Source organism: Azohydromonas australica DSM 1124 (genome assembly GCF_000430725.1).
Lineage (GTDB): Bacteria > Pseudomonadota > Gammaproteobacteria > Burkholderiales > Burkholderiaceae_C > Azohydromonas > Azohydromonas australica.
Genome location: NZ_KE387223.1, coordinates 11,303 through 37,587 on the forward strand (window position 1 = coordinate 11,303; position 26,285 = coordinate 37,587).

Below are 26,285 nucleotides of genomic sequence, written 5' to 3' on the forward strand. Positions count from 1 at the left end.
TCCGTCGGCCGACGCTCGACGCTGTTGAGGCGGTTCCTTGGAGAACTTGTGATGGCGACGACCTGGCTGCATGCGGTCCTCTCCCCGGCCCGCTCGTTGAGCAGACGACGCCGGGCACGGGAATGGGGCGGCGCTGACCCGAACGAAGAGGCACCGCTGCGCGCCGAGCTGTTCACCGGCGAGCAGATGGAGCAGCACGGCAGGCGCCTTGCGACGCTCCACGAATCGGTGCTGATGCGCACACCCGACCAGCTGCTGCCGCGCCTGGCCGACAACGAGCGCGCCCTGATCGGCGTGTGCACGGTGCTGGTCCAGGCTGAAGGGCCGCAGCGCAGGACGGCCCCGGCAGGCGAGTGGCTGCTCGACAACCTCTACCTCATCGAGGAAGAGATCCGCATCGCCAAGCGGCACCTGCCGCCGGGCTACAGCCGCGAGTTGCCCCGCCTGCGCACGGGCCCCAGCGCGGGGCTGCCGCGCGCGTACGACCTGGCCATCGAGTCCGTGGCGCACGGCGAGGGCCGGCTCGCGGGCGGCACGCTGACGCGCTTCATCGCGTCATACCAGGGCGTGCAGCCCCTGCTGCTGGGCGAGCTCTGGGCGATACCGATCATGCTCAGGCTGGCGCTGATCGAGAACCTGCGCCGCATCGCCGTGCGCGTGGCCAGCAGCCGCGACGAAAGCCAACTCGCGGCGCAGTGGGCCGAGCGGATGTTCGACGTGGCCGACAAGGACCCCAAGGGGCTGATCCTCGTCGTGGCCGACATGGCGCGCTCCGACCCGCCGATGACGGCCCCCTTCGTGGCCGAGCTGGCCCGCCGGCTGCAGGGCCGCAGCGCCGCGCTGGCGTTGCCCTTGAGCTGGGTGGAGCAGCGCCTGGCCGAGAGCCACCAGACCATCGAGCAGCTCGTGCAGCTCGAAGCGCAGCACCAGGCCATGGACCAGGTGTCGGTGAGCAACAGCATCGGCAGCCTGCGCCTGCTGGGCTCGACCGACTGGCGCGAGTTCGTCGAAGGCTTGTCCGTCGTCGAGCGCGCGCTGCGTCATGACCCCGCCGGCGTGTATGGCCGCATGGATTTCGCCACGCGCGACGCGTACCGCCATGCCGTCGAACGGATCGCGCGCGACGGCGGCACCCGTGAGATCGAGGTTGCGCGCGCAGCCGTCGCGCTGGCAGAAAAGGCCGACTACCTCGTCGAGCCGGAGCGGGCCTGCCAGATGCACGTGGGCTACTACCTCGTCGACGCGGGCCGCCCGCGGCTGGAGCGCACGCTCGGCACGCGGCCCGGCGCGCTGGAGCGCGCACGCCGACGCATCGCCAACCACCCGCTGGCGTGGTATGCCGGTGCCGTCGCCGGCGCCAGCCTCGTGCTCCCGGTGGCGGCCTGGTGGTGGGCCTCTGCCGGTGCAGCGCAGCCGTTCACGAGCGTGCATCCCGGGGTCTGGCTGCTGGCCGCGGGGCTCGCGGTGCTGATCGCATCGAGCCAGCTGGCCGTGTCGCTCGTCAACTGGCTCGCGACGCTGGTGATCCCGCCCAGACCGTTGCCGCGCATGGACTTCTCCGCGGGCATCCCGCGTGCATCGCGCACGCTGGTCGTGGTGCCGACGCTGCTCGACACCGAAGAGGGCATCGACGAGCTGGCCGACGCGCTGGAGGTGCGCTTTCTCGCCAACCGCGACGCGCAACTGCGCTTCGGCCTGCTGACGGACTTCCACGATGCACCGGCCGAGCACCGAGAGGACGACGAGCCGTTGCTGCGCTGCGCGCGCTCGCGCATCGAGGCCCTGAACCGCAAGTACGGTGAGCCCGACGCCGACGCCGACGCCGGCGACCGCTTCTTCCTCTTCCACCGGCCGCGGCTGTGGAACGCGGCACAAGGCGCGTGGATGGGCTACGAGCGCAAGCGCGGCAAGCTCGCCGCGGTCAACGCGCTGCTGCGCGACGGCGCGGCCGAGCACTTCTCGCTGGTCGTGGGCGACACGGCACGGCTTGCGGGCGTGCGCTACGTCATCACGCTGGACACCGACACTCAGCTGCCGCGCGACTCGGCCTGGAAATTCGTCGCCAGCATGGCGCACCCGCTGAACCGGCCCCGCTTTGGCGGCGCACCGGATGCGCGCCGCGTGCTTCGGGGCTACGGCATCCTGCAGCCCCGGGTCGGCGTGAGCGTGGCCGCCGCCAACCGCACGCGCTACGGGCGGCTGCACGGCGGCGACTCGGGCATCGACCCGTACACGCGCGCGGTGAGCGACGTCTACCAGGACCTCTTCGGCGAAGGCTCGTTCATCGGCAAGGGCATCTACGACATCGATGCCTTCGAGAACGTGCTGGGCGGGCGGCTGCCCGAGAACCTCGTGCTCAGCCACGATTTGCTCGAAGGCTGCTATGCGCGCAGCGGGCTGCTCAGCGACGTGGAGCTGGTCGAGGAGTCGCCCTCCCGCTACGATGCCGACGTGAAGCGCCGCCACCGCTGGATGCGCGGCGACTGGCAGATCGCCGGCTGGCTGCTGCCGCGCCTGCACCTGCGCGTGAGCGAAACGCTCGATCCGGCCCAGGCCCGCGACATGTCCGTGCGCAACCCGCTGTCGGGCCTGTCGCGCTGGAAGATCGTGGACAACCTGCGGCGCAGCCTGGTGCCGCTCGCGCTGACCTCGACCTTCGTGCTGGGCTGGACCGTGCTGCAGCCGCCGTGGCTGTGGACGCTGGCGGCCCTGGCCGTCCTCGTCCTGCCGCCGCTGCTGGGCCTGCTCGTGGACCTCGTGCGCAAGCCCGCCGAACTGCGCGTGGCGCAGCACCTGGCTTCGATCGTCCCGCAGGCCCTGCGCAGCCTGGCCCAGGCGCTCCTGACGCTGGCCTGCCTGCCCTACGAGACGGCCATCAGCCTCGATGCGATCTTCCGGACCGTGTGGAGGCTGGTGCTGTCAAAGCGGCGGCTGCTGGAATGGCAGCCGTCCTCGGACGCCTCGCGCCGCCGCGCGGGGTCCGCGGCGACGGACCTCCTCGAAACCGCGCGCCGCATGGGGGTGGCGCCCGCGTTCGCCCTCATCGTGGCGTCCGGACTGGTGGCCTGGCGCCCCGACGCGCTGCCGTCAGCCTTCGCGGTGCTGGTGCTGTGGCTCGCGTCGCCGGGCATTGTCTGGTGGCTCAACCAGCCGCTTGAACGGCGGCAGTCCGCGCTCGATGGCGCGCAGGTGCTGGCGATGCGGGCCCTGGCCCGGCGCACCTGGGCCTTCTTCGACACCTTCGTCACCGCGGACGACAACTTCCTGCCGCCCGACAACGTGCAGGAGCAGCCCGTGGCGCGCCTGGCGCACCGGACCTCGCCCACCAACATCGGCCTGTCGCTGCTCGCCAACCTGGCGGCGCATGACTTCGGCTACCTCACCACCGGGCAGCTTATCCAGCGCACCGCCGCCACGCTCGGGACCATGGAGCGCATGGAGCGCCACCACGGCCATTTCCTCAACTGGTACGACACCCGGTCACTGCAGCCGCTGCTCCCGCGCTACGTGTCCAGCGTGGACAGCGGCAACCTGGCCGGGCATCTGCTCACGCTGCGCGCGGGCCTGCTGCTGCTGGCCGACGAGGCGCCGCGCCCCGATCGCATCCACGGCGGGCTCGCCGACACGCTGGCGCTGCTGCGCGAGGCCTGCGGCGACGCGGCCGGCACGGGCCTGCTGTCCCGCTTCGCCGCGTTGCTCGAACGCTGCGGGCCCGGGACGGGGCCAGCCACGGCCGACGACTTCAAGGCGCTCAGCGCCCTGGACCGTTGCGCGGTGGACATTCGCACGGGGCTCGACAGCCCGGACGCGAGTGCCACCGGCGACGCCCAACGCTGGGCGGACGCGCTCGTCCAGCAGTGCGCGGCAGCGCTGGCCGAGCTGGCGCGGCTGGCGCCCGACGCACCGGGCAGGCCTGCGCCCGCGTGGGACGCTGCCGCATTGCGGGCGCAAGGCAGCGCCCTGCGCGCGCTCGCACAGCGAGCCGGCGCGCTGGCCGAGATGGAGCAGGACTTCCTCTACGACCCGGCGCGCCATCTCCTGGCCATCGGCTACAACGTGGACGAGCGCCGCCGCGACGCGGGCCACTATGACCTGCTCGCGTCCGAAGTCCGGCTGGCGGTCTTCGTCGCGATCGCGCAGGCCCAGCTCCCGCAGCAGAGCTGGTTCACGCTGGGCCGCCAGGCCGCCCCCATGGGCGGCCGGCCGGTGCTGCTGTCGTGGAGCGGGTCGATGTTCGAGTACCTGATGCCGATGCTGGTCATGCCCAGCTACGAGAACACGCTGCTCGACCAGACCCTGCGCGGCGCCGTCGAGCGGCAGATCCAGTACGGCAGGCAGCGCAGCGTGCCCTGGGGCGTGTCGGAGTCGGGCTACAACCTCACCGACGCCCAGCTCAACTACCAGTACCGCGCGTTCGGCGTTCCGGGGCTGGGGCTCAAGCGCGGCCTGGCCGAGGACCTGGTGGTGGCGCCCTACGCGAGCGTGATGGCGCTGATGGTCGATCCGGCCGCCGCGGCACTCAACCTGCGCCGCCTGGCCGCTGAAGGGCTCGCGGGCACTTTCGGCTACTACGAGGCAGTGGACTACACGCCATCGCGCCTGCCGCGCGGCGAGGCGCATGCGATCGTGCGCTCGTACATGGCGCACCACCAGGGCATGAGCCTGCTGGCGCTGGCCTACGCGCTGCTCGACCGGCCGATGCAGCGGCGCTTCGAATCGGACCCGCACCTGCGCGCCACGCTGCTGCTGCTGCAGGAGCGCGTGCCCAAGGCCGTCGCGATCCACCACGTGGCCGCCGCCGAGCAGGCCGGCGAACGTGCCGCGGTGCCGGGGGACGAGACGCCGCTGCGCCTCATCGCGTCGCCCGACACGCCCTGGCCCGAAGTACAGCTGCTGTCCAACGGCCGCTACCACGTGATGCTCACGAACGCGGGCGGCGGCTACAGCCGCTGGAAGGAGCTGGCCGTCACGCGCTGGCACGAGGATGCCACCTCGGATTCCTGGGGCAGCTTCTGCTACCTGCGGGACCTGGACACCGGCGTGTTCTGGTCGAGCACGCACCAGCCCACGTGCGGGCAGCCGGAGCACTACGAGGCCATCTTCACCGAGGGCCGTGCCGAGTTCCGGCGCCGCGACCAGGGCATCGAGGCGTACACCGAGATCGCCGTCTCGCCAGAGGACGACATCGAGCTGCGCCGCCTGCGCCTGACCAACCTGAGCCGCGTGCAGCGCCGCATCGAGGTGACCAGCTACGCCGAAGTGGTGCTGTCCACCGCCGCGGCCGATGCGCAGCATCCGGCGTTCAGCAAGCTGTTCGTGCAGAGCGAGATCGTGGACGACCCGGCGGCAATCCTCTGCACGCGCCGGCCCCGTGCCGCCGAGGAGCCCGTGCCCTGGGCATGCCACCTGGTGGCGGTGCATGGCGCTGCGGCCGGGCCGGCGTCGCACGAGACCGATCGCGCGCGCTTCATCGGCCGCGGCCGGCACCTCGCCGCCCCGGCGGCGCTGCTCGATGCGGCGCCCTTGTCGGGCACGGCCGGCGCGGTGCTTGACCCGGTAATGGCGACGCGACGCGTCGTCACGCTGGAGCCCGAGCAGACCGCGACCATCGACTTGGTGCACGGCGCGGCGCAAGACCGCGCCGCCTGCCTGGCGCTGACGCGCAAGTACGCGGACCGGCGCCTGGCGGACCGCGTGTTCGACATGGCGTGGACCCACAGCCAGGTCAGCCTGCGGCAGCTCAACGCCAGCGAGGCCGACGCGCAGCTCTATGCGCGGCTGGCCAACACCATCGTCTACTCGCAGCCGACGCTGCGCGCGCCCGCGGCGGTGCTGCTGCGCAACCGGCGCGCGCAGTCGGGCCTGTGGGGCTACGCGATCTCGGGTGACCTGCCGATCGTGCTGCTGCAGGTGGGCGAGGCCTCGAACATCGAGCTCGTGCGCCAGCTGGTGCAGGCGCACGCGTGGTGGCGGCTCAAGGGCCTGGCGGTCGATCTGGTGATCTGGAACGAGGAGCGCGACGTCTACCGGCAGCGCCTGCAGGAGCAGATTCTGGCCCTCATCGCCGGCAGCCCCGAGTCGCACGTGGTGGATCGGCCCGGGGGCATCTTTGTGCGCCATCCAGACCAGATCGCGCTGGAGGACCGGGTGCTGCTGCAGTCCGTGGCGCGTGCCGTCCTCTCCGACCGCCTGGGCCCGCTGGCCGACCAGGTCGGGCGCAAGCGGGTGGCCGGGCGGCGCGTCGAAGTGCTGCAGCCGACGCGGCCGGTGGCGCCCACCGCGCCGGTGGCCGCAACGGCCCGGCCGGCCCTGCTGTTCGACAACGGCATCGGCGGCTTCTCCCTGGACGGCTGCGAGTACGTCATCGCCCCGCCGTCGGGCCAGCGTCCGCCCGCGCCGTGGGTGAACGTGATCGCCAACCCTCGCTTCGGCACCGTCGTCTCCGAGAGCGGCAGCAGCTACACCTGGTGCGAGAACGCGCACGAGCTGCGGCTCACGCCCTGGCACAACGACCCGGTCAGCGATGAGAGCGGCGAGGGCCTTTACCTGCGTGACGAGGAAAGCGGCCAGTTCTGGCAGCCGGCCGCGTTGCCCTTCCCGGGCGATGACGCCCCGGACGGCACCGCACCGCTCCACGTGGCGCGGCACGGGTTCGGCTACAGCGTGTTCGAGCACGACGAAGCGGGCATCCACAGCGAGCTCACGGTGTTCGTCGCCGCCGATGCGGCCGTGAAGCTCTCGCGCCTGGTGCTGCGCAACGACGGCGACCGGGTGCGCTCGCTGTCGGCCACCGCCTACGTCGAGTGGGTGCTGGGCGACCGCCGCGCCAGGACGGGCCCGCACATCCACACGGAAGTGGCCGCCGACAGCGGCGCGCTCCATGCGCGCAACCGCTACAGCAATCACTTCGGCGACTGGGTCGGCTTCTTCGACGTGGACGAAGCCGACCGGCGGGCCGGCACCGTCACCTGCGACCGGACCGAGTTCATCGGCCGCAACGGCTCGTTGCGGCGGCCCGCCGCCCTGCGCAACGCCCACCTGTCCGGGCGCACGGGCGTCGCGCTCGACCCCTGCGCCGCGATCCAGGTGCCTGTGTCACTGGTGCCGGGGGAGTCGCGCGAGATCACCTTCCGCTTGGGGCTGGGCCGCAGCACCGACGAGGCCGCGCAGCTGGTGCGCCGCTTCCGCGGCAGCGCGGCGGCCCACCAGGCGCTGAACGAGGTGCGGGCCTACTGGCGGCAGATGCTCGGCGCGGTGCAGGTGCGCACGCCCGACCCGGCGCTGGACCTGCTGGCCAACGGCTGGCTCGTCTACCAGACGCTGGGCTGCCGCATCCTGGCGCGCAGCGGCTACTACCAGTCGGGCGGCGCGTTCGGCTTCCGCGACCAGTTGCAGGACGCGATGGCGCTGGTGCACGCGCGCCCGCAGATCCTGCGCGCGCACCTGCTCACCTGCGCGAGCCGGCAGTTCGTCGAAGGCGACGTGCAGCACTGGTGGCACCCGCCCTCGGGCCACGGCGTGCGCACGCACATCTCCGACGACTACCTCTGGCTGCCGCTGGCGCTGTGCCGCTACGTGCAGGCCACCGGCGACCTGGACGTGCTGGGCGAGAGCGTGCCCTTCCTGGAGGGCCGGCCCCTGGCAGCCGAGGACGAGTCCTACTACGACCTGCCCGCGCGCTCGAACCAGGCCGCCAGCCTGTACGAGCATGCGGCGCGCGCGCTGGTGCGGGGCCTGCGCTTCGGCGCGCACGGGCTGCCGCTGATGGGCACGGGCGACTGGAACGACGGCATGAACCGGGTCGGCCACCAGGGCCAGGGCGAGAGCGTGTGGCTGGGCTTCTTCCTGTGCGAGGTGCTGCGCGAGTTCGCGCCGCTGGCACGTCGCCAGGGCGACGCCGCGTTGGCGCAGCGCTGCGAGGAGGAGCGCCGCCGCCTCGGCGAGCGGCTGGAGGCGTCGGCGTGGGACGGCCAGTGGTACCGCCGCGCCTGGTTCGACGACGGCACGCCGCTGGGCGCGCACGACAACGTGGAGTGCCGGATCGACTCGATCGCGCAAAGCTGGTCGGTGCTTTCGGGCGCCGGCAGCCCGGAGCGCACGCGGCAGGCGATGGACGCCGTCGCGGCGCGGCTGGTGCGGCCCGCGGCACGGCTGGTGCAGCTGCTCGATCCGCCCTTCGACCGCCAGGGCCCGAACCCCGGCTACATCGCCGGCTACGTGCCGGGCGTGCGCGAGAACGGCGGGCAGTACACGCACGCCGCCGTGTGGGCCGCGATGGCCTTCGCGGCGCTGGGCGACCCGGAGCGCGCGTGGCAGGTGACGGACCTCATCCTGCCGCCGCACCACGGCCGCACGGCCGAGGAAGTGGCCGTCTACAAGGTCGAGCCCTACGTGGTCGCCGCCGACGTCTACAGCGTGGCACCGCACACCGGGCGGGGCGGCTGGAGCTGGTACACCGGGTCGGCAGGCTGGATGTACCGGCTGCTCGTCGAGTCGCTGCTGGGCCTGCGGCTGCGCGTGGACGAGGACGGCGCGTGGCTGGACATCGAGCCCTGCGTGCCTCGGCACTGGACCGGCTATGCGCTGGACTATCGCTATCGCGGCACGACCTACCGGATCGAGATCGGCCTGCTGGACGACGACACCGAGCCGATGTCCATCGAGCTGGACGGCGAGGTACAGGACAGTCCGGCGCTGGCTTTGCGCGACGACGGCCGCTTGCACCAGGTACGGGTGCGCGCGGTCCGTTCGCGCCGGGCCGCCGCCGTGGAAGGTGCGCTGGAATGAAGAAGGATTTGGCGGGTGCGGCGCAGGCCCCGGAAGGCCTGGACACGGTGCTGCGCTACCACGAGCAGACCAAGCATCACTTCTTCCGCTACGCGCAGGGCCCCGACAGCCTCGACTGGGCGAACCAGCCCGATCCGTTCCGGCGCTACGAGGGCGCCCCGGTCGTCGCCTTGCCGCGCCTGCGGGCCGGTGACGCCCCGGCCTCGCCGCCCTACGAGGACCTGTACCGCGCTGGTGGTGGCGTCGCGGGCACGGCGCTGTCTGCCGCCAGCCTTTCGCGCTTCCTGGAGTGTTCGCTGGCGATCTCGGCCTGGAAGCAGGCGGGCAACCTGCGCTGGGCGCTGCGGATCAACCCGTCGAGCGGCAACCTGCACCCGACCGAGGCTTACCTGCTCATCGACCAGGTCGACGGCCTGCTGCCGGCGCCGGGCCTCTACCACTACGCGCCCCGGGAGCATGCGCTGGAGCTGCGCGCGCAGTGGCCGCGCGACAGCCTCAAGGCGCTGCTGCAGGTGTTTCCGCCCGGCGCGTTCCTGCTCGGACTGGCCTCGGTGCACTGGCGCGAGGCCTGGAAATACGGCGAGCGGGCGTTCCGCTACTGCCAGCATGACGTCGGGCATGCACTGGGCAGCGCCCGGTTCGCCGCCCGGATGCTGGGCTGGCGCATGCTGCTGCTCGACGGCCAGGACGACGACACGGTGGCCTCCATGCTGGGCATCGATCGCCCGGAGGACTTCGAAGGCGCGGAGCGCGAGCATCCCGACGGCCTCGCCGTGTTATGGCCCGATGCCGGCGTGGGCCTGGTAGCGCCCGAGGCGGTTTCCTTGCCGCTGTGCCTGGACAGCGGGGTCACGCGCGACGCGCCGCCCCGCGTCTGGCACGGCAAAGCCAACCGCTTGAGCCCGGATGAACCGGTGAGATGGGCGGGCATCGAAGAGGTGGAGGCGGCGTGCTCGAAGTCGCAGCAGGCATGCAGCGTCGTCGAGTTGCGCCAAGACGCGGGCACGGGACAGGCGGCGGCGGACACGGGCACTGGCCCGGGTCTCCCCAGCGCCGCGCAGGTGATCCGCCAGCGGCGCAGCGCAACGGCCTTCGACGGCACGACCGCCATGCCGGTGGACGGCTTCTTCGCCATGCTGGCCCGCACGCTGCCGCGGGTCGAGCGCAACCTGGGGCGCCGTCCAGCACCGTGGGACGCCGTGCCCTGGGCGCCGGCGATCGATCTGGCCTTGTTCGTTCATCGGGTGGACGGCCTGACGCCCGGCCTTTACATGCTCGCGCGCGATCCCGCCCACATGGAGCCGCTGCGGCGGGCGACCTACAAGGAATACGCGTGGAGCGTGCCAACCGGCTGCGCGGACGATCTGCCGCTGTTCCTGCTGCAGCAGGCGGACGTGCGCGAGTTGGCGGCCCAGCTCTGCTGCGGCCAGCGCATCGCCGCCGATGGTGCGTTTTCGCTGGGGATGATTGCGCACTTCGAGGCTGGCCTGCGGCGCCAGGGACCCTGGTTCTACCGAAGACTCTTCTGGGAGACGGGGCTGATCGGCCAGGTGCTGTACCTGGAGGCGGAGGCCGTGGGCCTGCGCGCCACGGGCATCGGCTGCTTCTTCGACGATCCGGTGCATCAGGTGCTGGGTTTCCAGGGTGCGGCCTTCCAGTCGCTCTATCACTTCGCGATCGGCGCGCCCGTGGACGACCCGCGGCTGACGACCCTGCCGCCCTACGGTCTCGAGAACGAAGGGGAGTCTCGTGCCTGACCGGATCGCGAAGCACGCCGGGTGCAGGTGGACGGGGAAGGCCGGACATGTCGTTCTACGAGTGGCTGCTCCTCCTCGGCATACACCGCGCAGGCGCAGGTGTCGCTGACGCTGTGGACCGTGGCGGCATCAATCGTCGTCGTCCATGGACTGACGGCGAAGCCGCTGATACGGCGCTATGCCACGCGGTAACGCTGCGCCGTCGTCATGGAAACGGCTTGAATCATCGGGCAGACGCCACAATTTAGGAAAATGCCGGTCCGTTTGGAAAAATTCCCAAGCAATCACCCTACCGCCTTCAACGTGCCGTCTTGCTGGCCCCTGAAAAGAGAGTAGATTGAATCTGTCGTCCAATAGCAAGGCAATCTCGGACCGGAATGCTGAGGGGCTAACCCCGTACCGCATCCGTTTTTTCCTTCTACAGGACGGCTGGCAACCCGCCTTCGAAGCAATCCGTTGGCGGGTTGTTTTATTTTTCAGGTTTTCAATGTGGGTGAAAATGGCCGGCGCAGAGGAATCATATTGGCTGCGCGATGCTGGTCTGGATGTACTTGTCCGAGTTGACCCGAGCGCTGAAGAAGAATATTTACAGCATCAAAAAGGAGATGCTATCGAGCTACATGAAGCAAGAGCTGAAAACCCCATCGGTACGGATGGCACATGTCTGAAGAGTGCCAAGAAGCGGGACTTCGGCGTCAGCTGAAGGCGCGTTGCGTAAGTCCTATTAATAAAGGTGGTGGGTTATCTGGATCATCTGCATTGCGCAGCATCCATTTGGTTCACCAAGTCGTCTTCCCGGAGCAAAAAGCCATTTGGCCGGCTTTCGGCTGCCTCAGCCCGCGAACAGCATCAGCATCAGCGCCACGGCGATGGCCATCACGCCGGTGGCCGTTCACCCGAGCAGCCGATGGCGCACGGTCATAGTGAGCTCGCCCATCAGGCGGGGCGACTGCCCAATCCACATCATCACCACCATGATCGGCACCGAGATCACGCCATTGACGATGGCGCTCCACACCAAGGCCCGGATGGGATCGAGCTCGTACACGCTCATGAGCGTGCCGATGCCCGTGGCTGATTTGTGCTATCAGCTGGCGGGCAGCTTGCTCAAGGCCTGGTTGAACCACACGATTCAGTGCTAATTTGGCGGGAGGCGTCTTTCCGCCTTGAGCGTCAATAGCTCATGCAACGGACAGCCGGTGCTTCGGGAGCGAGGTCCGGTAGTTGGTGCCGGTAGCCTGCCTCGGCCCGGCCTTCAGCGCAGTAAGCGCTGCTACTTCTGCGCGTCTAGCAGCCCCTGGTGTAGCCGGGCACGCCCTCACCGGCCCGGGCACCGAGGTTGGCGCCGGCAGCGCTGTTACACCCAGGGACCACAATCCGCTCATGATCATGGACTTCACCAGATCCGGGCACCAAGTGCCTGGAGAACATTGCGTGACGCTGTTGCGCATGGCAAGGGCTGCGCGTCCAGGTGCCGCATGAGCACGACGCCGGCTCTCATTCTGAACGTCGATGACACCGAGGCTGCCCGCTACGTCAAGAGCCGCACGCTGCAGCAGGCAGGTTTTCTCGTGACTGAGGCCGGCTCGGGCGCCCAGGCGCTGGCGAAGGTGGCGCAGTTGCAGCCGGCACTGGTGATGCTGGACGTGCATTTGCCTGACATCAGCGGTATTGACGTTTGCAGAACTATCAAGCAGCGCTGGCCGACGACCATGGTGCTGCAGACCTCAGCTGTTTTCACCAGCGCCGCAGACCGCACGCGCGGGCTTGATGGTGGAGCGGATGCCTACTTGATCCAGCCTATTGAGGCCTACGAGTTGGTCGCTACGGTGCGTGCGTTGCTGCGGCTGCATGCCGCGGAGAACCAAACCCGCCAACTCAACGAGAGCCTGGAACAGCGCATTGAGGAACGCACGCGCGCGCTCAACGACGCCAACAGCCGGCTGATGGAGCAAATGGCACAACGAGAGCGTGCCGAGGCGTTCGTGCGGCAGGTGGCCAACAGCATCCCGAGCCTGGTCACGTACTGGGATACCGGTCAGCGCTGCCGCTTTGCCAATAACGCCTGCCTCGCATGGCTTGGCAAGCAGCCGGAACACGTCCTCGGCTGTCAGCTCATCGACGTGATCGGTGCGGTGCCCTACCGCGAGAGGGCAGCTTGCATCCGCGCCACGCTACAGGGCCGGCGCCATGACTGTCAGCACGACACGCTCCAGCCGGACGGCACTCCACTGCACATACTCGCAAGCTACGTCCCGCATGTCGTGAATGGTGTGGTGCACGGCTTCATCATCGCCGAAACCGACGTGACGGCCCTGAAGCAGGCCGAGCAGCGACTGGCCTCGGTCAACCAAGCGCTGGCCGCGCGCGCCCAACAAGCCGAGTCGGCTACCCAGGCCAAGACGGCCTTCCTGGCCAACATGAGCCACGAGATCCGCACGCCTTTGCACGGCATGCTGGGTATGGCGCAGCAACTGCTGAACGGGCGGCTGCCGCCCGCACAGCACCAGCAGGCGCAGATCATCGAGCGCTCGGGCCGGCTGCTGCTGGGCGTGATCGACGACGTGTTGGATTTCTCGCGTATCGAGGCCGGCCGCCTTGAACTTGAGCGCGTGCCTTTTGACCTGGTGCAACTGGTGCAGGACGCCATCACCCTCTTTGAGCCGCCAGCCCACGCCAAGAGCCTGTCGCTGCAGCTGGTGCTGGAGCCGGCGCTCACACAGGCTTGGCGAGTCGGCGATCCGCTGCGGCTAAGCCAAGTGCTCAACAACCTGCTGTCCAATGCCGTGAAGTTCACGCCCTCGGGCAGCGTGGCACTGCACGTGAAGGCGCTCGATGGTGGGTGCTGGCGGGTGGCCGTGCGCGACACGGGCATCGGTCTGGGCGAGGCCGAGCGCTATCGCGTCTTCGAGCCGTTCATGCAGGCCGACGGCTCCATCACGCGGCGCTTCGGCGGCACGGGACTGGGCTTGGCGATCGTGCGCCGCCTGGTGCAACTTTACGGCGGCGAGCTGGGTGTGGAGAGCGAGCCGGGCCAAGGCTCCGAGTTCTGGTTCGTGCTGGACCTGCCAGCAGCGCCCGCACAGGAGCCACTGGCTCCACCGACCCCCATGCCCGTGCCAAGCCTTGCGGGCCGCCGTGTGCTGGTGGCCGAGGACAACGAGGTCAACATGGAACTGGCCCGTGCGGTGTTGCAGACCCTGGACATGGAGATTCACCAAGCCATTGATGGCGCGCAGGCCGTGCAGGCGTATGAAGCGGTGCGACCGCAAGTGGTCTTGATGGACATGCACATGCCCGAGATGGACGGCTTGGCGGCCACACAGCACATCCGGGCGCAGGAAGCCGCGCTTGGCTGGTCACGCACACCGATCGTGGCGCTCACCGCCAGCGCGCTGCCCGAGGACCGCCAACGCTGCGTGGACGCCGGCATGGATGACGTTCTGGTCAAACCATTCGGGTTGGAACAACTACGGCGTCTGCTTGAGCAACACTGCCGCTGAGCATCACGCGGCACTTCGGTCGCCCGGTGCGCCCGCTTTCGATGCGGACTTGGCACGGATAACCAGCAGCGGTGCTGTACAGATCGCCGCGAGCGGGCAACGGCGGGCGCGTCAGGGTGCAGCAGCACCAGCAAGTGCTCGATGGCCCGCGGTCCCCAATCCTTGAGTGGTTATTTGCGTTACGGCCGTGCGGACAGCTTGCTCAATTCCTGCTCGAACCATACGGTTCACGATTCCGTCCTGATTCGGCAGGAGGCGTCTTTCCGCCTGGCACATCGGCATCTTGTCGTGTCGGACCGCGGAGCCCGCATTGACGCAGACGCAGCAGGCATGACGCTGTACGCCGCAACCGGCTCCTCTGCTCGTTGCCTGGGATGTCCAGCACGTCGATCCCGCTCCACCATCCAGGTCGCGTGCAACCGGTTCAGCACCAACAGGAGGGCTTGGCATGAGCATCTGGGACGACATCGGCGACGTGGTGGACGACGCCGTGGAGGTGGTCGAGGACGTGGGCGAGGGCTTGGCCGATGCTGCGGCCTCGCTGTTCGAGGGCGCCGCACCGCTGGCAGGCATCCTGGCCATCGGGCCGGCGCTGTTCATCGCCGGCCCTACCTATGTCGTGCCGGCCTTCCTGGCCGGCGCCGGCGCTGCCGCAGCGCTGATCAGGCACCGCCCCATGGATCAAGCCGAGCGCGAGCTGGCGCGGCGGGTGTACGGCGATACCCTGCCGCTGGACCGTGTCGTGCTGACCAACCTCAGCGGACTGGGCGGTGCCGCCTTCGTGATGCCGACCATCGGCGGCGACATCCTGGTCAACCTCGGCACCGAGGTCTACGACAACCCCGCCACGCATGTCGAAGGCCCGTACCCGGCGCCAGGCAAGCTGTTCATCCACGAGCTGTGCCATGTCTGGCAGATCGCCCATGACAAGTACCAGCCGCGCCTGTGCCACCGGCTCACGGCGGGCGTGGTCGAGGGCAGCGCCTACTACTACCCGCCGGCCGACATGCGCCAGCCCTGGCCGGCGCTGAACTTGGAGCAGGAAGCCACCGTGGTGGACGAGTGGTTCGCGCCGAGCGGGCGTGGGCCGGCCTGGGGGCAGGGCGAGGATCCTGCTCATCCCTGGTGGCCCTATGTGCGCGACGTGATCCGCCGTGCCGACCATCCCGAGAGCGTCAACGGCATCCCGGTCTTCGGCGCCATCGTCGTCAAGTGGCGCCGGCTGGGCGGGCAGGGCGGCTTCCTGGGGGCGCCGCTGGCGGCCGAGGCGCCCACGGGCGACGGCACCGGGCGGCTGCAGCGCTTCACCGGCGGCTTCATCGCCTGGCATCCCGACACGGGCGCGTTTTCAGTGCACGGTGCGATCGCCCAGCGCTGGCTGGCGCTGGGCGCCGAGCGCTACGGCTACCCCATTACCGACGAGCTCGCCACACCCGACGGCCTCGGGCGCTTCAACCACTTCCGCGCGCTGCAGTTCGCAGGAGCAACCGAGGCCTCCATCTACTGGACGGCGGCCACTGGCGCCGTCGAGGTCTACGGCGCCATCCGCGCCCACTGGGCACGCCTGGGCTGGGAGCGCAGCGCGCTGGGCTACCCAGTGGCGCCGGAGGAGGCGGACGGCGCGGGCCGCAAGCAGCGCTTCGAGCGCGGCGTGATCGCCTGCTCGGAAGACGGGCACACCAGCGTGCGCGAGCCCGAGCCGTTCATCGGCACGTTCCCTGTCGGCTTGGTGCCCACGCCGTTGACGCTCTACACCGTCGCTGCCGACGGCCAGCTGGTGTGGCTGGCGCACCGCGCCGCGCGCTCGGGCGAGGCGGCCGCGTGGATGGGGCCCCGCACTTGCGGCACGGGCTGGGCGCAGTTCCGCCAGGTCGTGCCCGCGGGCGGCGCGGCGCTCTTCGCGGTGGCGCAGGACGGCGTCCTCAAGTGGTACCGGCATGACGGGTTCAACGATGGCGGCTTCGTCTGGCAGGGACCCCAGGACGTGGGCAGTGGCTGGGACCGCTTCAGCCATGTCTTTGCCGGCGGCGACGGTGTGCTCTACGGCATCGAGCCTGACGGCACGTTGCGCTGGTACCGCCACGGCGCGTTCCTGGAAGGCGGCGCCGGGGCTTGGAGCGGTGGCCATGCGGTGGGCTCAGGCTGGACGCAGTTCGCGCGCGTGTTTGGCGCCGGCCAGGGCGTGATCTATGGCGTACTGCCTGACGGTACGCTGCGCTGGTACCGCCATCTGGGCTTTGCGGACGGCGGCCTGGGGTGGCAGGAGCACGCCGATGTGGGCAGCGGCTGGGCTGATTTCGCGCAGATCTGCTCCCCAGGCGAAGGCGTGGTGCTGGCTCTGACGCATGACGGCCGGCTGCTGCGCTACGAGCACCGAGGCTGGCTGGACGGCGGCCCGGTCGAGACTTGGCAGGGCCCCCAGGAGGTCGCCAGCGGCATCCGCAACGCCAACGTGATGTTCGCTCTCATGCCGGCGAGCGCCGCAGCCGTGCCACCCGTGCGCTGAACAAACAACGCCACCGGGCTGGTATCCGGGCGAAGTCGCCATCGGCACCGTCACGGGACTCAGTACCTCCCATGAACGCAACGGGCTGCCGCGACGCCTGGTGCGACGAACAGCCGCATCAGGTTGCCCATGTCGAGTTGGCGAGACTTGTGCTTGTCAATGCCGACGTGCCGTTCGGCACTGGTCGGCGGCGTTGAGGCTGGGCATGCTTGCAGGTCTCATTTTCCTGCGAAGGACCGCCATGCACGCGCAACAAGATCGCCCCTGTCTGCGTCGTCTTCGGCCTTGCACGGTCCAGTGGCGCCAGCGTGCCGCGGCCATCACGATGGCCCTGCTCGCGGGCTGTGGCGGCGGGGTGCTGGAGTCGGCTGTCGTGGGTTTCCTGGGCACCGGGGGCGGGCAGTACTTCCAGGACGATCCTCAAGCGATGGGGTTTCAGCCGGTGGACTGCGGCGGCCAACCCTGCGCGTTGACGCTGGCGGTGGATGCGCCGCCGGACCCCAACACCGGTGTGCCCGCTGCCGTGCTCTTCGGTACCAGCTACGCCATCAAGGCCAGCGGGGAGCTTCCCAACTGCACCGACGCTTCCGGCCGGGTCGAAGGGCGCCGGGTGACGATCGGCAACTGCTTCAGTGGCCAGTATGCGTCCGTCAATGAACTGGTTTCCGACGACGGCAAGCTGCACCTGTTCAACGACTTCTTCCCCGATCTGACCACGGGTGTATGGGTGGACGTGAACGACGCGAGTCGCCGCTACAAGTTCACCGCCTTTGCCGGCTCCACGTCCACGGGTTGCGAGATCACGAGCTCCGGGCGCCGAGTCGCGACGCTGGCGGTAGTGGTGTCGAACTACGGCACCGTGGCCTTCGACCCGGGCACTCCATTGATACCCGCCACACGCATTGACAGCCTGACGGTCCAGGGCGGCGACCGCTGGACGGGCGACTTTGTCGGCGCCTCCGGCATGCGGCTGAGCAACGGGACCCGCAGCATCGACCTCGAACGTCGCAATGAAACGACCAGCTGCTCCTGAGCGCGTTTCGCGCTTGCTACGCTGTGCCCTGGCTCAGGCGATCTCGCGCTCCAGCGCCGCCAGCAGCCGCGTGGCGCGCTCGGAGAGCTGGTCCAGCGCCGCGCCAGCCTCGGCCAGGATGGCGCGGCGCCTCGCGTCGGCCGCGGCCACCGCGCCAGCGTCTGGCGGCGCCACCAGCGCCGCGTGCACCAGCTCGTGGATCTCGTTGAGGCGGTACATTTCGCCGCGGTATACCTGCTCGATGCGGCCCACCAGCTCGCGCGTGTCCTCGCACAGCCCGCGGTAGGAGGCCCAGGCGGCCGTGATGCGGTCGCGGTGCAGCGCCAGGCGCGGGATGAACACGTCAGCTACACGGTTGTAGGCCGCCACCGACTCGTGCACGTGGTCAAAAGCGGCCTGGTTCGTGGTGAGCACCGCGATGCTGTTGCCCAGCGAGGCGCGCCACTGGAAGGCGGCCTGTTTCCAGGCCGTCAGCTCCGCGGCGAAGGCATCGAGCATGCCGCGGCGCCCGAGCCCGCGCAGGCCCTCGATGATGCGGCTGGCCAGCGCGAAGAGCTGCGCGGACAGTGCCTGCGCCAGCCGCGCATCGTCGTCTTCTTCCCAGCCCGGCAGGTACAGCCGCTCGGCCAAGTCCAGCTCGTGCAGCCGTGCGCGGACGTCCTGCAACAGCACGGGAATGACGAAGGTGCGCTGCAGATCGGCCTCGCGCCTCAGCCCCAGCGCGATCTCGCGCCGCACCCATTCGCTGTCCAGGGCGCGCTCGTCGAGGAAGGCGATGAGGAAATCGCACTTCTGCGCAATGGCCTCCTCGATGTGCCGGGGGAACACCGAGCCTGGCGGCATCTCGTCCTGGTCCAGCCACCAGCTCACGTGCGGTGGCAGGCCCTCGGCAATGCGGCGCACGCGCGGCTTGCTGCAACTCTGGTGGCTGAGAAACAGGTGCATGGCCGCCCATGATGGGCCGCGCTGCAGGCGCGGACAAGACGGCTGGGCACTAGCAGGCCGTTGAAGTACCTCGCTCAGGCAGTCGCATCCTGAGCGAACATTGGGACTGGACGAAAGAGAAGAACGACGATGCGGGGAGCCGATAGCTACAACGAGAGCCTGTTCACGACGGTGCGGTTGGAGGACTTCGTGCCGGCGTCGCACCCGCTGCGCCCCATCCGCGCCTGGGTCAACGAGGCGCTGGCCCAGATGGACGAACGCTTTTCGGCGATGTACGAGGCCGATATCAAGGGCGGGCGCCCGAGCATCGCGCCGGAGAAGCTCATGCGGGCGATGCTGCTGCAGGTGCTCTACAGCATTCGCAGCGAGCGCCAGCTCATGGAGCAGGTGACCTACAACTTGCTTTTCCGATGGTTCGTCGGTCTCTCGATTGACGACCCGGTCTGGAACCACTCGGTGTTCAGCAAGAACCGCGACCGCCTCATCGAGCACGAGGCCGTGACGGCGCTGTTCGACGCCACGGTGGAGATGGCCAAAGCCCGGGGACTGTTGTCGGGTGAGCACTTCAGCGTCGACGGCACGCTCATTCAAGCCTGGGCCGGGCACAAGAGCATGCGGCGCAAGGACGGCAGCGACGATGACCGGCCGCTCGAGAACTGGCACGGCCAAAAGCGCAGCAACGAGACGCACGAATCGAAGACGGACCCCGAGTCGCGCCTGTACCGCAAGAGCAACGCAGCGCCGGCGCTGTTGAGCTACCTGGGTCATGTCCTCACCGACAACCGGCACGGCCTGGTGGTCAACGTGCACACCACCCAGGCTGACGGCAAGGCCGAACGCACCGCCGCGGCCGAGATGCTGGGCGATGTGTGCAGCGACACGCAGCGCATCACCGTGGGTGCCGACAAGGCCTACGACACGCGCGGCTTCGTCAAGGAATGCCGCGCTCTCAACGTCACCCCGCACGTGGCCCAGAACCTCAAGCGCAGCGGCGGCAGCGCCATCGACGCCCGCACCACGCGGCACGCTGGCTACGAGATCAGCCAGCTCAAGAGGAAATGCATCGAGCAGTGCTTTGGATGGGGAAAATCCATTGGCCCGATACGCCAGGTGATGGTGCGCGGTCTGGCCAAGGTGGACCAAGTCTTCACGTTGACCATGGCAGCGTACAACCTCACACGGCTGCGCGGCTTGGCAGGAGTCCGTCCGTGAGTCGGACAGCACGGCCACAAAAGGCCTGCTGGGCCGCCGGCCAAGGCCACGACAGCGCCTTGGCAGACCGCGTTGCCCGTCATGGGCCCTGCTGAACCGCACCAAATTGCACATGGCGATATCGAAGGTGGTCACAGACGGCCCGGCACCGGGTACTTCAACGGCCTGCTAGGGCTGGCACTCGGCGGCGCGCTGCGGCTGCTCCGCCTTGGGCTGGGCACGGAACGTTGGCGCGGTGCTGCACAGGCTCCGGAACTGCACAGCCGTGAATGGCTCGGCAGGGTCCGACAGCAGCCGTGCGTGCCTGATGGCCTCGGGGGCCCAGCCTGGAACCCTTAGCAACTTTCCTTGAACCGTTGCGCAGCGGAAGGCTACCCAGCCTTGCCCGTTACCCAACCGTCCCAGAAAAGGCATTGACACCATGAAGTCCGCTGCCCCGTTCGCCCTGACCGTCATCGGTCTTGCCGCATTTGCGCTCCAGACCGCACAGGCTCAGTCCGTGGCTATCACGCCGGGCACGGCGGCGATGGCGGCAGCCGAGTTCAATGACCTGGAGGTCGTCGGCGCCCGCTCGCCCATGCCCAAGCTGAAATTCCTGCCGGCCTCCGCCTTCGACTACAACGCCGCCACGGCCGAGGCCAGCTCCCGCGGGGTGCAGGCCGACCAGCCGGGCAAGCGCCCGGTGGCCAATGCGGCCACGCTGGTCCAGCACCGTGAGCTCAGCGCTGCCGCCCTGGCGGCCGCACCCCTGCATGAAACCGCCGTGCCCGAAGCCGTGGGCACGGGTGGCATCCAATTTACCTCCACGCGAACTTACCCGCGCCAGCAGGACAGAACCTATCCCAGCAGCACCGTGGGCAAGCTCTTCTTTCGCGACCAAACGGGCGCCGCTTACATCTGCTCGGGCTCGATGATCAAGCCTGGCGTGGTGCTCACCGCAGGCCACTGTGTGCACAACGGAAACGGCGCTTCCAGCGGTTGGTACAACAGCTTCACCTTCGTGCCGGGCTACAGCCGCATAGGCACCACCGAAACGCGCCCCTTCGGCACCTGGAGCAGCTGGGCCAGCGCACGCACCTCCAGCGCCTGGCTCACTGGTGGCGGCCGGGTGCCCAACGTCGGCGACTGGGCGTTGATTGTCTTCAACAAGAACGGCGCAGGCCGGCGCATCGGCGACTACACAGGCTACCTGGGCTACCTGTACCCGGCCCTGATCGGGCGCCACATGACGGTGCTGGGCTACCCCGCCAACCTCGACGGTGGCACGCAGATGCACCGCGTGGAGAGCATGGCCAACAACGGCGGCACCAACAACGGCACCTGGGGCTCGGACATGACCGGTGGCTCCAGCGGCGGCCCGGTGGTGTTGAACTTCCGCCAGGACTACACGGGCCTGTCGTCCTACACGCAGGACAACTTGGCCAACCGGCTCACCAGTGTGGTGTCCTGGGGCTATATCAGCCCGAGCCCGCAAGTCCAGGGCGGTGCGCAGTTCGACAGCACCTTCGGCGCCATGCTCAGCGCGACCTGCAGCGGCTATCCCTGGGCTTGCTGATCGCTGCGCACATCGCAGGCTCCAGGCATGAGGGCGAGGTGGCCGCTACAGTGCGGCCAGCCGGGTGATGCCCTCTGTTGCGCAGCCAGCGAGTACGTGAAGTCGCTGACTGGAGTCAATATCGCCGTTTGAGTAAGGTGCTTATCAACGCGCGGGATCGCTTTTAACGTGTACGGCAATTTGCCGTTTCCTTGCGTTGAAAGGATCTGTTATGCCTGCCGCTACTTCCACCGCCACTGCCCGCCTTGAAGCCCGCATCAGCACCGAGCTGCATGCCATGCTCAAGTGCGCCGCCGAGCTCCAGGGCCGCACCATGACCGATTTCGTGGTGGCCGCTGTACAGGACGCCGCGCAACACGCCATTGAGCAGGCGGAAGTGGTGCGGCTGGCGTTGGCTGACCAGGAGTGCTTCGCGCAGGCGTTGCTTTCGCCGCCCGAGCCAGCGCCGGCGCTGCAGCGTGCCTTCAAGCGCCGCCGCCTGCTGCGCGACGCCGAGTGAGTTCGGCGCCCTACCGCGTCGTGCCGCTTGACGCCGCAGCGCACGACCGCAGCGTGTTTGCCAGCGGCTCTGCACCACTGGACCGCTACCTGCGCGAGCAGGTGACGCAGGACATTCGCCGCCGGGTGGCCGCGTGCTTCGTGGCCAGGACCGATGAGCAGCGCATCGCGGGCTACTACACACTGGCCTCAGCGAGCCTGCTGCTGGCCGACCTCCCGTCGGCTGCAGCGAAGAAGCTGCCCAGATACCCGACGGTGTTGGCCGTGCGCATGGGGCGCTTGGCCGTGGACCATGCGCACAAGGGGCAGGGGCTGGGCGGGGCGCTGCTGGCCGACGCGCTGCACCGCGCGGCCCGCGCCGAGATTGCAACCTATGCCTTGATGGTGGACGCCAAGGAGGAGGCAGCGGTGGCGTTCTACCGCCATCACGGCTTCGTCGCGCTGCCGGATTCGCTGCAGACACTGTTCTTGCCGCTGGCGTCAGTCAGGTGAGCCGTTTGATGGCTTACGGCACTTGGCGCAGGCCTTGGACACCGGGGCCGCAGTTGCGCGGGAGCCGGCTGCTGTGGCGAAGCAACCGAGCAGGGGCCCATGCGGGCCAACCGGCCGTTCACGGCTCCAAGGCGTGCGAAGCAACCACCGACAAAGATCTGACCATCCTGTTCGAGAAAGGCAATCGTTGACGTTTCAAAGGCGACTATCCCGTGTTGCCGCTCGATCTCCTTGAGGGCAACAAGTTTAAGCATCTTGCCACCCAGAAGACTCTCGTTGCCGGTCTTCATGTAGTGATGTACCGCTCGCCAATGTCCGGGAGGTCTTTCGCATCCTCTGCTTAGCCAGGTACATGGCAACCTTCAAGTTCTCGGTTATCGCAACGAGCCTGTCGCCCCGTTAACGAGACGGACGCGACCCGGACTGCATCCCGGAACGCGCGCGACGGTCGAGTGCTTTGAGCAGGCCATAAAGCAACAGCGCCGCGCTGCAACCAACGACGGCGACACCGATCAGTGCAAGGCGCCAGCTCTCCAAAGACCAGATGATCACTCCCCCGACGGGCAGGCTGGCAACGCTCAGCACGCCTGCAGTGAAGAGGAAAAGACCGTTGGCTCCGTTCACCTGGTTTCGGATTGCGTTGTACTCAATGGCTGCAGCTATCAACTGTACGCATACGACAACTGCCAGCCAGACATAAAGTGAGAGATTCATCTACGTAAGCCTGGCATTGTCGTGAGGGGGTTGTGCATCGTCTTCAATTTTTAAAAACCGCGGTTGTCAGGTCTTTCATGCAATTGGTGCAGTAGGCAACAAATTCTGCAGTTGCGAACAAGCAATTGCGAAAGTTCTTCGACGACGCCAAAGTGAATCATCAAGGCGTCGCCGATGAGGCTCTTGATCTCGCGCGCCGCGTCGGTGGTCTTGTCTGCCAGGGCCCGCACCTCGCCGGCCACGACCGCGAAGCCGCGGCTGCTTCCCTACGGCGACGTTTCCGACATACAGCCCACGCCGCCGCAGGAATCCTTTGAAGCTCAAAAGCGCACTGCTTCCTTCAGTGAGCCGATCGAGCCGTTGGCCGGCCGCCGGCAGCGACGGACGTGGCGGCTACGCCGCCAGCATGCGCTTGTGGGCTACGCCCTGGGCGGTGAGCCCGGCGCGCGGTTGGCTGCCCATCTGGGCATGCGCCTGAGCGGCGCGGCGCTGCTGGGGCAGATGCGTGCGGCCGGCTGCGCCGCCCCTGACAGCGAGCCGCGGGTCGTCGGCATCGACGACTGGGCGATGACGCGCTCGCGCTACTACGGCACGATTGTGGTGGACTTGGAGCTGCGCAAGCCGCTGGAATTGCTGACCGGTCGCGACAGCAGCACAGTTGATACGTGGCTGGCCGCGCACCCGGGTATCTCCATCGTCGCCCGGGACCGGTCGGGGCCGTATTCGGAAGCAGTCACGCGCTCGCTTGCGGCGGCGATCCAGGCAAGCTGACCGGTGGCACCTTATGGGCAATTTGCGCGATGCCCTGGAGCGGCTGCTGCTGCGCCTGGCGCCAAGACTGCGTGAGGCAGCCCGGTTGGTGAGCGAGGAAGGAGTGCTGACCCCAGCCTTGTCGCCATTGAATAACGACACGTCACCGCCCAGACCGACTACAGCGCAGCAACTGAGCGCCCAGCGCCGCCAAGTGCGCCTTGGCCGCTACGAGGAGGTCGTGCGCCGACACGCCGCCAGCGAAACGATCCACGCCATTGCCCAGGGCATGGGGCTCAATCGCAAGACAGTGCGCATGTTCGTCCTCAGCGGACGGCTTCCCAGAGCGCGCGCCACGGCCCACTGGCCGCACCATCATGCGACGCGCATCGGCCCTACCTGCGGCTGCGCGCCGCCCAGGGCATGCGCAACGCCACGGGGCGGTGGCGCGAGTTGCGCGAACGTGGCTTTGCCGGGGGCCGCTCGACGGTCACGGCGGCGTTCGTGGGCCTGCGCTCGCCGTCGACGACTGCGGCGAGCACCGCAGTGCCCTCGGCCCGACGCGCCCGCGGCTGGCTGCTGGGATGGAGCAGACAACCCGAACGAGAGGAAGACGCCCAGACGAGAAACTACCGGCTGCACTTCGTCGCCGCGCTGTGCCGTGTCGACGCCGGCATCACCGAGGCCCGCCGGCTTGGACGGGAGCTCCTCGGAATATTGTCCCCGCACCATGACGCAGCGATGTTCGACCGTTGGCTGGCGCAACTCCGTGGGTGCGCGGTGCCTGAGCTGCGGCGCTTCGCCACTGGACTGCTGATCGACCACGACGCGGAGCGCGCTGCCGCCGTCATGCACTGGAGCAGCGGCCAAGTTGAGGGGCAAATCAACCAGCTCAAGTTGTTGAAGAGGCAGATGTACGGACGGGCGAAGCTCGACCTGCTTCGGATCCGTGTGCTGCATCCGAGCTGAGCGACACGCCTTCGTCACACGAAACTTGGAAGAACCAAAAGTCGCCGGCGTTGACAGCTGTGCGGCTGCAGGCAGATGCGCCTGTCCCTGTGCGCGAGCATCGGATCGCCGTAGTACCAGCGCCAAGCAAAGTACCTGTACCGCTCACGCCGCAGATGGGCTTGGCTTTTTTGGTCCGACCAGGCCTTTACGGCAGCGTTGTCGTCCCTGTCGTCCGAACTGCGCTCCGGCAACGAGGGCAGGGACGGCTCGACCAGGGCCGGCCGGAACCAATTGGGGATGTCAGCAGGCGCTTGAGCCGCGAAGTAGGCGCGCAGGCTGTCAGGGGCCATGCGCTGCAACGGCTGGAGTTGAATGGATGGAGCCGCGCGGGGCGCGCGCCGCATCACGGCTTGTGCACGACCCCGGGGCGCTTACTTGTGTTTGAGCCGATCAGGCTGGGCCCGTGGCAGCCCCGGCGTGGCCGACACGGGCACAGGCGGCGGACGGATCTGCTTGGGCTTCTTTGGTTCCTTGTTGCCACGTTGTCGCTTGGACATCACCGACTCCTTCGCTGGATGAGTAGGAAAACTGCGCCGCCGTCGCGGCTGAGCACAGCGTACTGCACTGGTGACAGGCGCGCCTGCGCGCTGGCCGACTCAGGATGAATATTTTCAATTGCGGCTCGCCAAAACCGGAAAACAGTCAGCAGGGGCGGCGCTTGGGTTGAGTCGCCGGGCCGAACGTAGTTTTTGATTCCCTGCTGCCCCTGTGCTCTATCCTTGCTCTTGAGGCGCAACGGAATAGATTCAAGCCGTCACCCGATGGCAAGGCGATTTCAGACCGGAATGCTGAGGGGCTAACCCCATACCGAATCTGTTTTTCTCTGCGCCAAGATGGCTGGCAACCCGCCCGTGGAGCAATCCATCGGCGGGTTGTTCATTTTCGGGAGGACCCTGCTGCGGATGTCAGCCTGCTAGACGACTCATTTGAACCCCTCCCAAGCCCCTGGGCTGGGGCCATCCGAAGCGCCCGCGCCAGCCGTTTACGACCCTTGTCACAGGTCTGCTGGATCAATGCGCCTTGCGCGTGGCACGTGCGGGTGGCTCTTCCGGTACCGCAGCGGCGGACGAACCGTTGAGGGCAGTCTGCTGCAAGTGCTCTATCATTTGGGTCGGCATCTGGCTCAGCGCCGCCATGTTGGTTTGGGCCAGATCGGTCAGGAACTGCAGGTAACTTTGCATCAGACCCTGAAGGAGGTTGGCAAAGGCTTTGGATTGCCCCACGTCCGACATATTTCCCTGGACCTGCTCAATCATTTTTCGCGGCTCCTGCGGCGTTTTGCCCGAGGCGGTCCCCTGTACGGCTTGGCTGAACATTTTTTGACCGTTTTTCAGCCACAGGCTCACCATTTCCGGCGATGCCGAAAAACTCGCGAACAACTGCATGTTACGTTGCGTCAGGCGAACATAGGGCTGCATAAACGGTTGCAGTGCGTCTGCATTGGGCATGGACGTTGAAAGGCTTGTCATGAAATTCTCCAGTGGTTCCTCCATCTCAAGCAAGCAGGGCTCCCGCCAAGCTC

Annotated in this window: 16 protein-coding genes and 1 pseudogene; 12 read left to right on the forward strand and 5 right to left on the reverse strand. The window is 68.2% G+C overall.

Features of this window, described 5'->3' with window-relative positions:
* The first annotated feature begins 51 nt into the window (after window positions 1-51).
* From H537_RS48530 to H537_RS57130, 3 genes and pseudogenes are all read left to right on the forward strand, one after another.
* Window positions 52-8,787, forward strand: coding sequence for a glycoside hydrolase family 94 protein (locus H537_RS48530; RefSeq protein WP_051244735.1), 8,736 nt, complete (start codon window positions 52-54; stop codon window positions 8,785-8,787).
* Window positions 8,784-10,544 (forward strand): SagB/ThcOx family dehydrogenase, encoded by a 1,761-nt coding sequence (locus tag H537_RS0139590; RefSeq protein ID WP_051244737.1) that lies wholly within the window; start codon window positions 8,784-8,786, stop codon window positions 10,542-10,544. The genes H537_RS48530 and H537_RS0139590 overlap by 4 nt, the downstream gene beginning before the upstream one ends.
* Window positions 10,545-11,050: 506 nt before the next feature.
* Window positions 11,051-11,212 (forward strand): annotated as a pseudogene (locus H537_RS57130) (IS701 family transposase); the annotation flags it as partial.
* A 224-nt stretch (window positions 11,213-11,436) separates the two neighbouring features.
* Here H537_RS57130 and H537_RS54230 read toward each other — a convergent pair.
* Window positions 11,437-11,598, reverse strand: a complete 162-nt coding sequence (locus H537_RS54230) for a hypothetical protein (RefSeq protein WP_156902277.1) — start codon at window positions 11,596-11,598, stop codon at window positions 11,437-11,439.
* A gap of 112 nt (window positions 11,599-11,710) precedes the next feature.
* Here H537_RS54230 and H537_RS50235 point away from each other — a divergent pair, with 112 nt between their 5' ends.
* The 3 genes from H537_RS50235 (at window position 11,711) to H537_RS0139615 (ending at window position 17,586) form a co-directional block, all read left to right on the forward strand.
* Window positions 11,711-14,047 (forward strand): response regulator, encoded by a 2,337-nt coding sequence (locus H537_RS50235; protein ID WP_156902278.1) that lies wholly within the window; start codon window positions 11,711-11,713, stop codon window positions 14,045-14,047.
* Between the two features lie 448 nt (window positions 14,048-14,495).
* The gene (locus tag H537_RS50240; protein ID WP_029002246.1) at window positions 14,496-16,553 is read left to right on the forward strand and encodes a tachylectin-related carbohydrate-binding protein; all 2,058 of its coding nucleotides are present in this window, start codon (window positions 14,496-14,498) and stop codon (window positions 16,551-16,553) included.
* Window positions 16,554-16,878: 325 nt separating this feature from the next.
* Window positions 16,879-17,586 (forward strand): hypothetical protein, encoded by a 708-nt coding sequence (locus tag H537_RS0139615; protein WP_029002247.1) that lies wholly within the window; start codon window positions 16,879-16,881, stop codon window positions 17,584-17,586.
* 33 nt (window positions 17,587-17,619) lie between these two features.
* Here the strand turns inward: H537_RS0139615 and H537_RS0139620 are convergent, their stop codons facing one another.
* A complete protein-coding gene (locus H537_RS0139620; protein WP_029002248.1) occupies window positions 17,620-18,531 on the reverse strand; it encodes a toll/interleukin-1 receptor domain-containing protein in 912 nt (303 codons plus the stop codon).
* A gap of 129 nt (window positions 18,532-18,660) precedes the next feature.
* Here H537_RS0139620 and H537_RS0139625 point away from each other — a divergent pair, with 129 nt between their 5' ends.
* The 4 genes from H537_RS0139625 to H537_RS0139645 all read left to right on the forward strand — a co-directional run bounded on the left by H537_RS0139625 (window position 18,661) and on the right by H537_RS0139645 (window position 22,288).
* Complete coding sequence (locus tag H537_RS0139625) at window positions 18,661-19,743, forward strand: IS5 family transposase (RefSeq protein ID WP_029002249.1); 1,083 nt, start codon at window positions 18,661-18,663, stop codon at window positions 19,741-19,743.
* A 421-nt stretch (window positions 19,744-20,164) separates the two neighbouring features.
* The gene (locus H537_RS50245; RefSeq protein WP_051244741.1) at window positions 20,165-21,298 is read left to right on the forward strand and encodes a trypsin-like serine peptidase; all 1,134 of its coding nucleotides are present in this window, start codon (window positions 20,165-20,167) and stop codon (window positions 21,296-21,298) included.
* 211 nt (window positions 21,299-21,509) lie between these two features.
* Window positions 21,510-21,797, forward strand: coding sequence for a type II toxin-antitoxin system TacA family antitoxin (locus tag H537_RS0139640; protein WP_029002250.1), 288 nt, complete (start codon window positions 21,510-21,512; stop codon window positions 21,795-21,797).
* A complete protein-coding gene (locus H537_RS0139645) occupies window positions 21,794-22,288 on the forward strand; it encodes a GNAT family N-acetyltransferase (RefSeq protein WP_029002251.1) in 495 nt (164 codons plus the stop codon). Before H537_RS0139640 ends, H537_RS0139645 begins: the two co-directional genes overlap by 4 nt.
* A 399-nt stretch (window positions 22,289-22,687) precedes the next feature.
* Here H537_RS0139645 and H537_RS54235 read toward each other — a convergent pair whose 3' ends face one another.
* Both H537_RS54235 and H537_RS57155 read right to left on the reverse strand, forming a co-directional pair.
* Window positions 22,688-23,002, reverse strand: coding sequence for a hypothetical protein (locus tag H537_RS54235; protein ID WP_156902279.1), 315 nt, complete (start codon window positions 23,000-23,002; stop codon window positions 22,688-22,690).
* Window positions 23,003-23,052: 50 nt separating this feature from the next.
* A complete protein-coding gene (locus H537_RS57155) occupies window positions 23,053-23,244 on the reverse strand; it encodes a methyl-accepting chemotaxis domain-containing protein (RefSeq protein ID WP_084151318.1) in 192 nt (63 codons plus the stop codon).
* Between H537_RS57155 and H537_RS57160 the strand changes: the two genes are divergently transcribed.
* Window positions 23,177-23,773, forward strand: coding sequence for a transposase (locus tag H537_RS57160; protein WP_051244743.1), 597 nt, complete (start codon window positions 23,177-23,179; stop codon window positions 23,771-23,773). The two genes, H537_RS57155 and H537_RS57160, sit on opposite strands and share 68 nt — an antisense overlap.
* Window positions 23,774-24,175: 402 nt before the next feature.
* On the forward strand, window positions 24,176-24,721 hold the full coding sequence (locus H537_RS50255) for a transposase (protein WP_029002252.1): 546 nt from the start codon (window positions 24,176-24,178) through the stop codon (window positions 24,719-24,721).
* A 1,052-nt stretch (window positions 24,722-25,773) separates the two neighbouring features.
* Here H537_RS50255 and H537_RS0139665 read toward each other — a convergent pair.
* On the reverse strand, window positions 25,774-26,265 hold the full coding sequence (locus H537_RS0139665; RefSeq protein WP_156902280.1) for a hypothetical protein: 492 nt from the start codon (window positions 26,263-26,265) through the stop codon (window positions 25,774-25,776).
* Between the last annotated feature and the right edge of the window lie 20 nt (window positions 26,266-26,285).

Excerpts from the sequence above, each read along its gene's own strand:
- H537_RS48530 (WP_051244735.1), top strand. The coding sequence starts at position 52 with ATGGCGACGACCTGGCTGCATGCGGTCCTCTCCCCGGCCCGCTCGTTG.
- H537_RS0139590 (WP_051244737.1), top strand. The coding sequence starts at position 8,784 with ATGAAGAAGGATTTGGCGGGTGCGGCGCAGGCCCCGGAAGGCCTGGAC.
- H537_RS54230 (WP_156902277.1), bottom strand. The coding sequence starts at position 11,598 with ATGAGCGTGTACGAGCTCGATCCCATCCGGGCCTTGGTGTGGAGCGCC.
- H537_RS50240 (WP_029002246.1), top strand. The coding sequence starts at position 14,496 with ATGAGCATCTGGGACGACATCGGCGACGTGGTGGACGACGCCGTGGAG.
- H537_RS0139615 (WP_029002247.1), top strand. The coding sequence starts at position 16,879 with ATGGCCCTGCTCGCGGGCTGTGGCGGCGGGGTGCTGGAGTCGGCTGTC.
- H537_RS0139620 (WP_029002248.1), bottom strand. The coding sequence starts at position 18,531 with ATGCACCTGTTTCTCAGCCACCAGAGTTGCAGCAAGCCGCGCGTGCGC.
- H537_RS0139625 (WP_029002249.1), top strand. The coding sequence starts at position 18,661 with ATGCGGGGAGCCGATAGCTACAACGAGAGCCTGTTCACGACGGTGCGG.
- H537_RS50245 (WP_051244741.1), top strand. The coding sequence starts at position 20,165 with ATGAAGTCCGCTGCCCCGTTCGCCCTGACCGTCATCGGTCTTGCCGCA.
- H537_RS0139640 (WP_029002250.1), top strand. The coding sequence starts at position 21,510 with ATGCCTGCCGCTACTTCCACCGCCACTGCCCGCCTTGAAGCCCGCATC.
- H537_RS54235 (WP_156902279.1), bottom strand. The coding sequence starts at position 23,002 with ATGAATCTCTCACTTTATGTCTGGCTGGCAGTTGTCGTATGCGTACAG.
- H537_RS57160 (WP_051244743.1), top strand. The coding sequence starts at position 23,177 with ATGAGGCTCTTGATCTCGCGCGCCGCGTCGGTGGTCTTGTCTGCCAGG.
- H537_RS50255 (WP_029002252.1), top strand. The coding sequence starts at position 24,176 with ATGCGCAACGCCACGGGGCGGTGGCGCGAGTTGCGCGAACGTGGCTTT.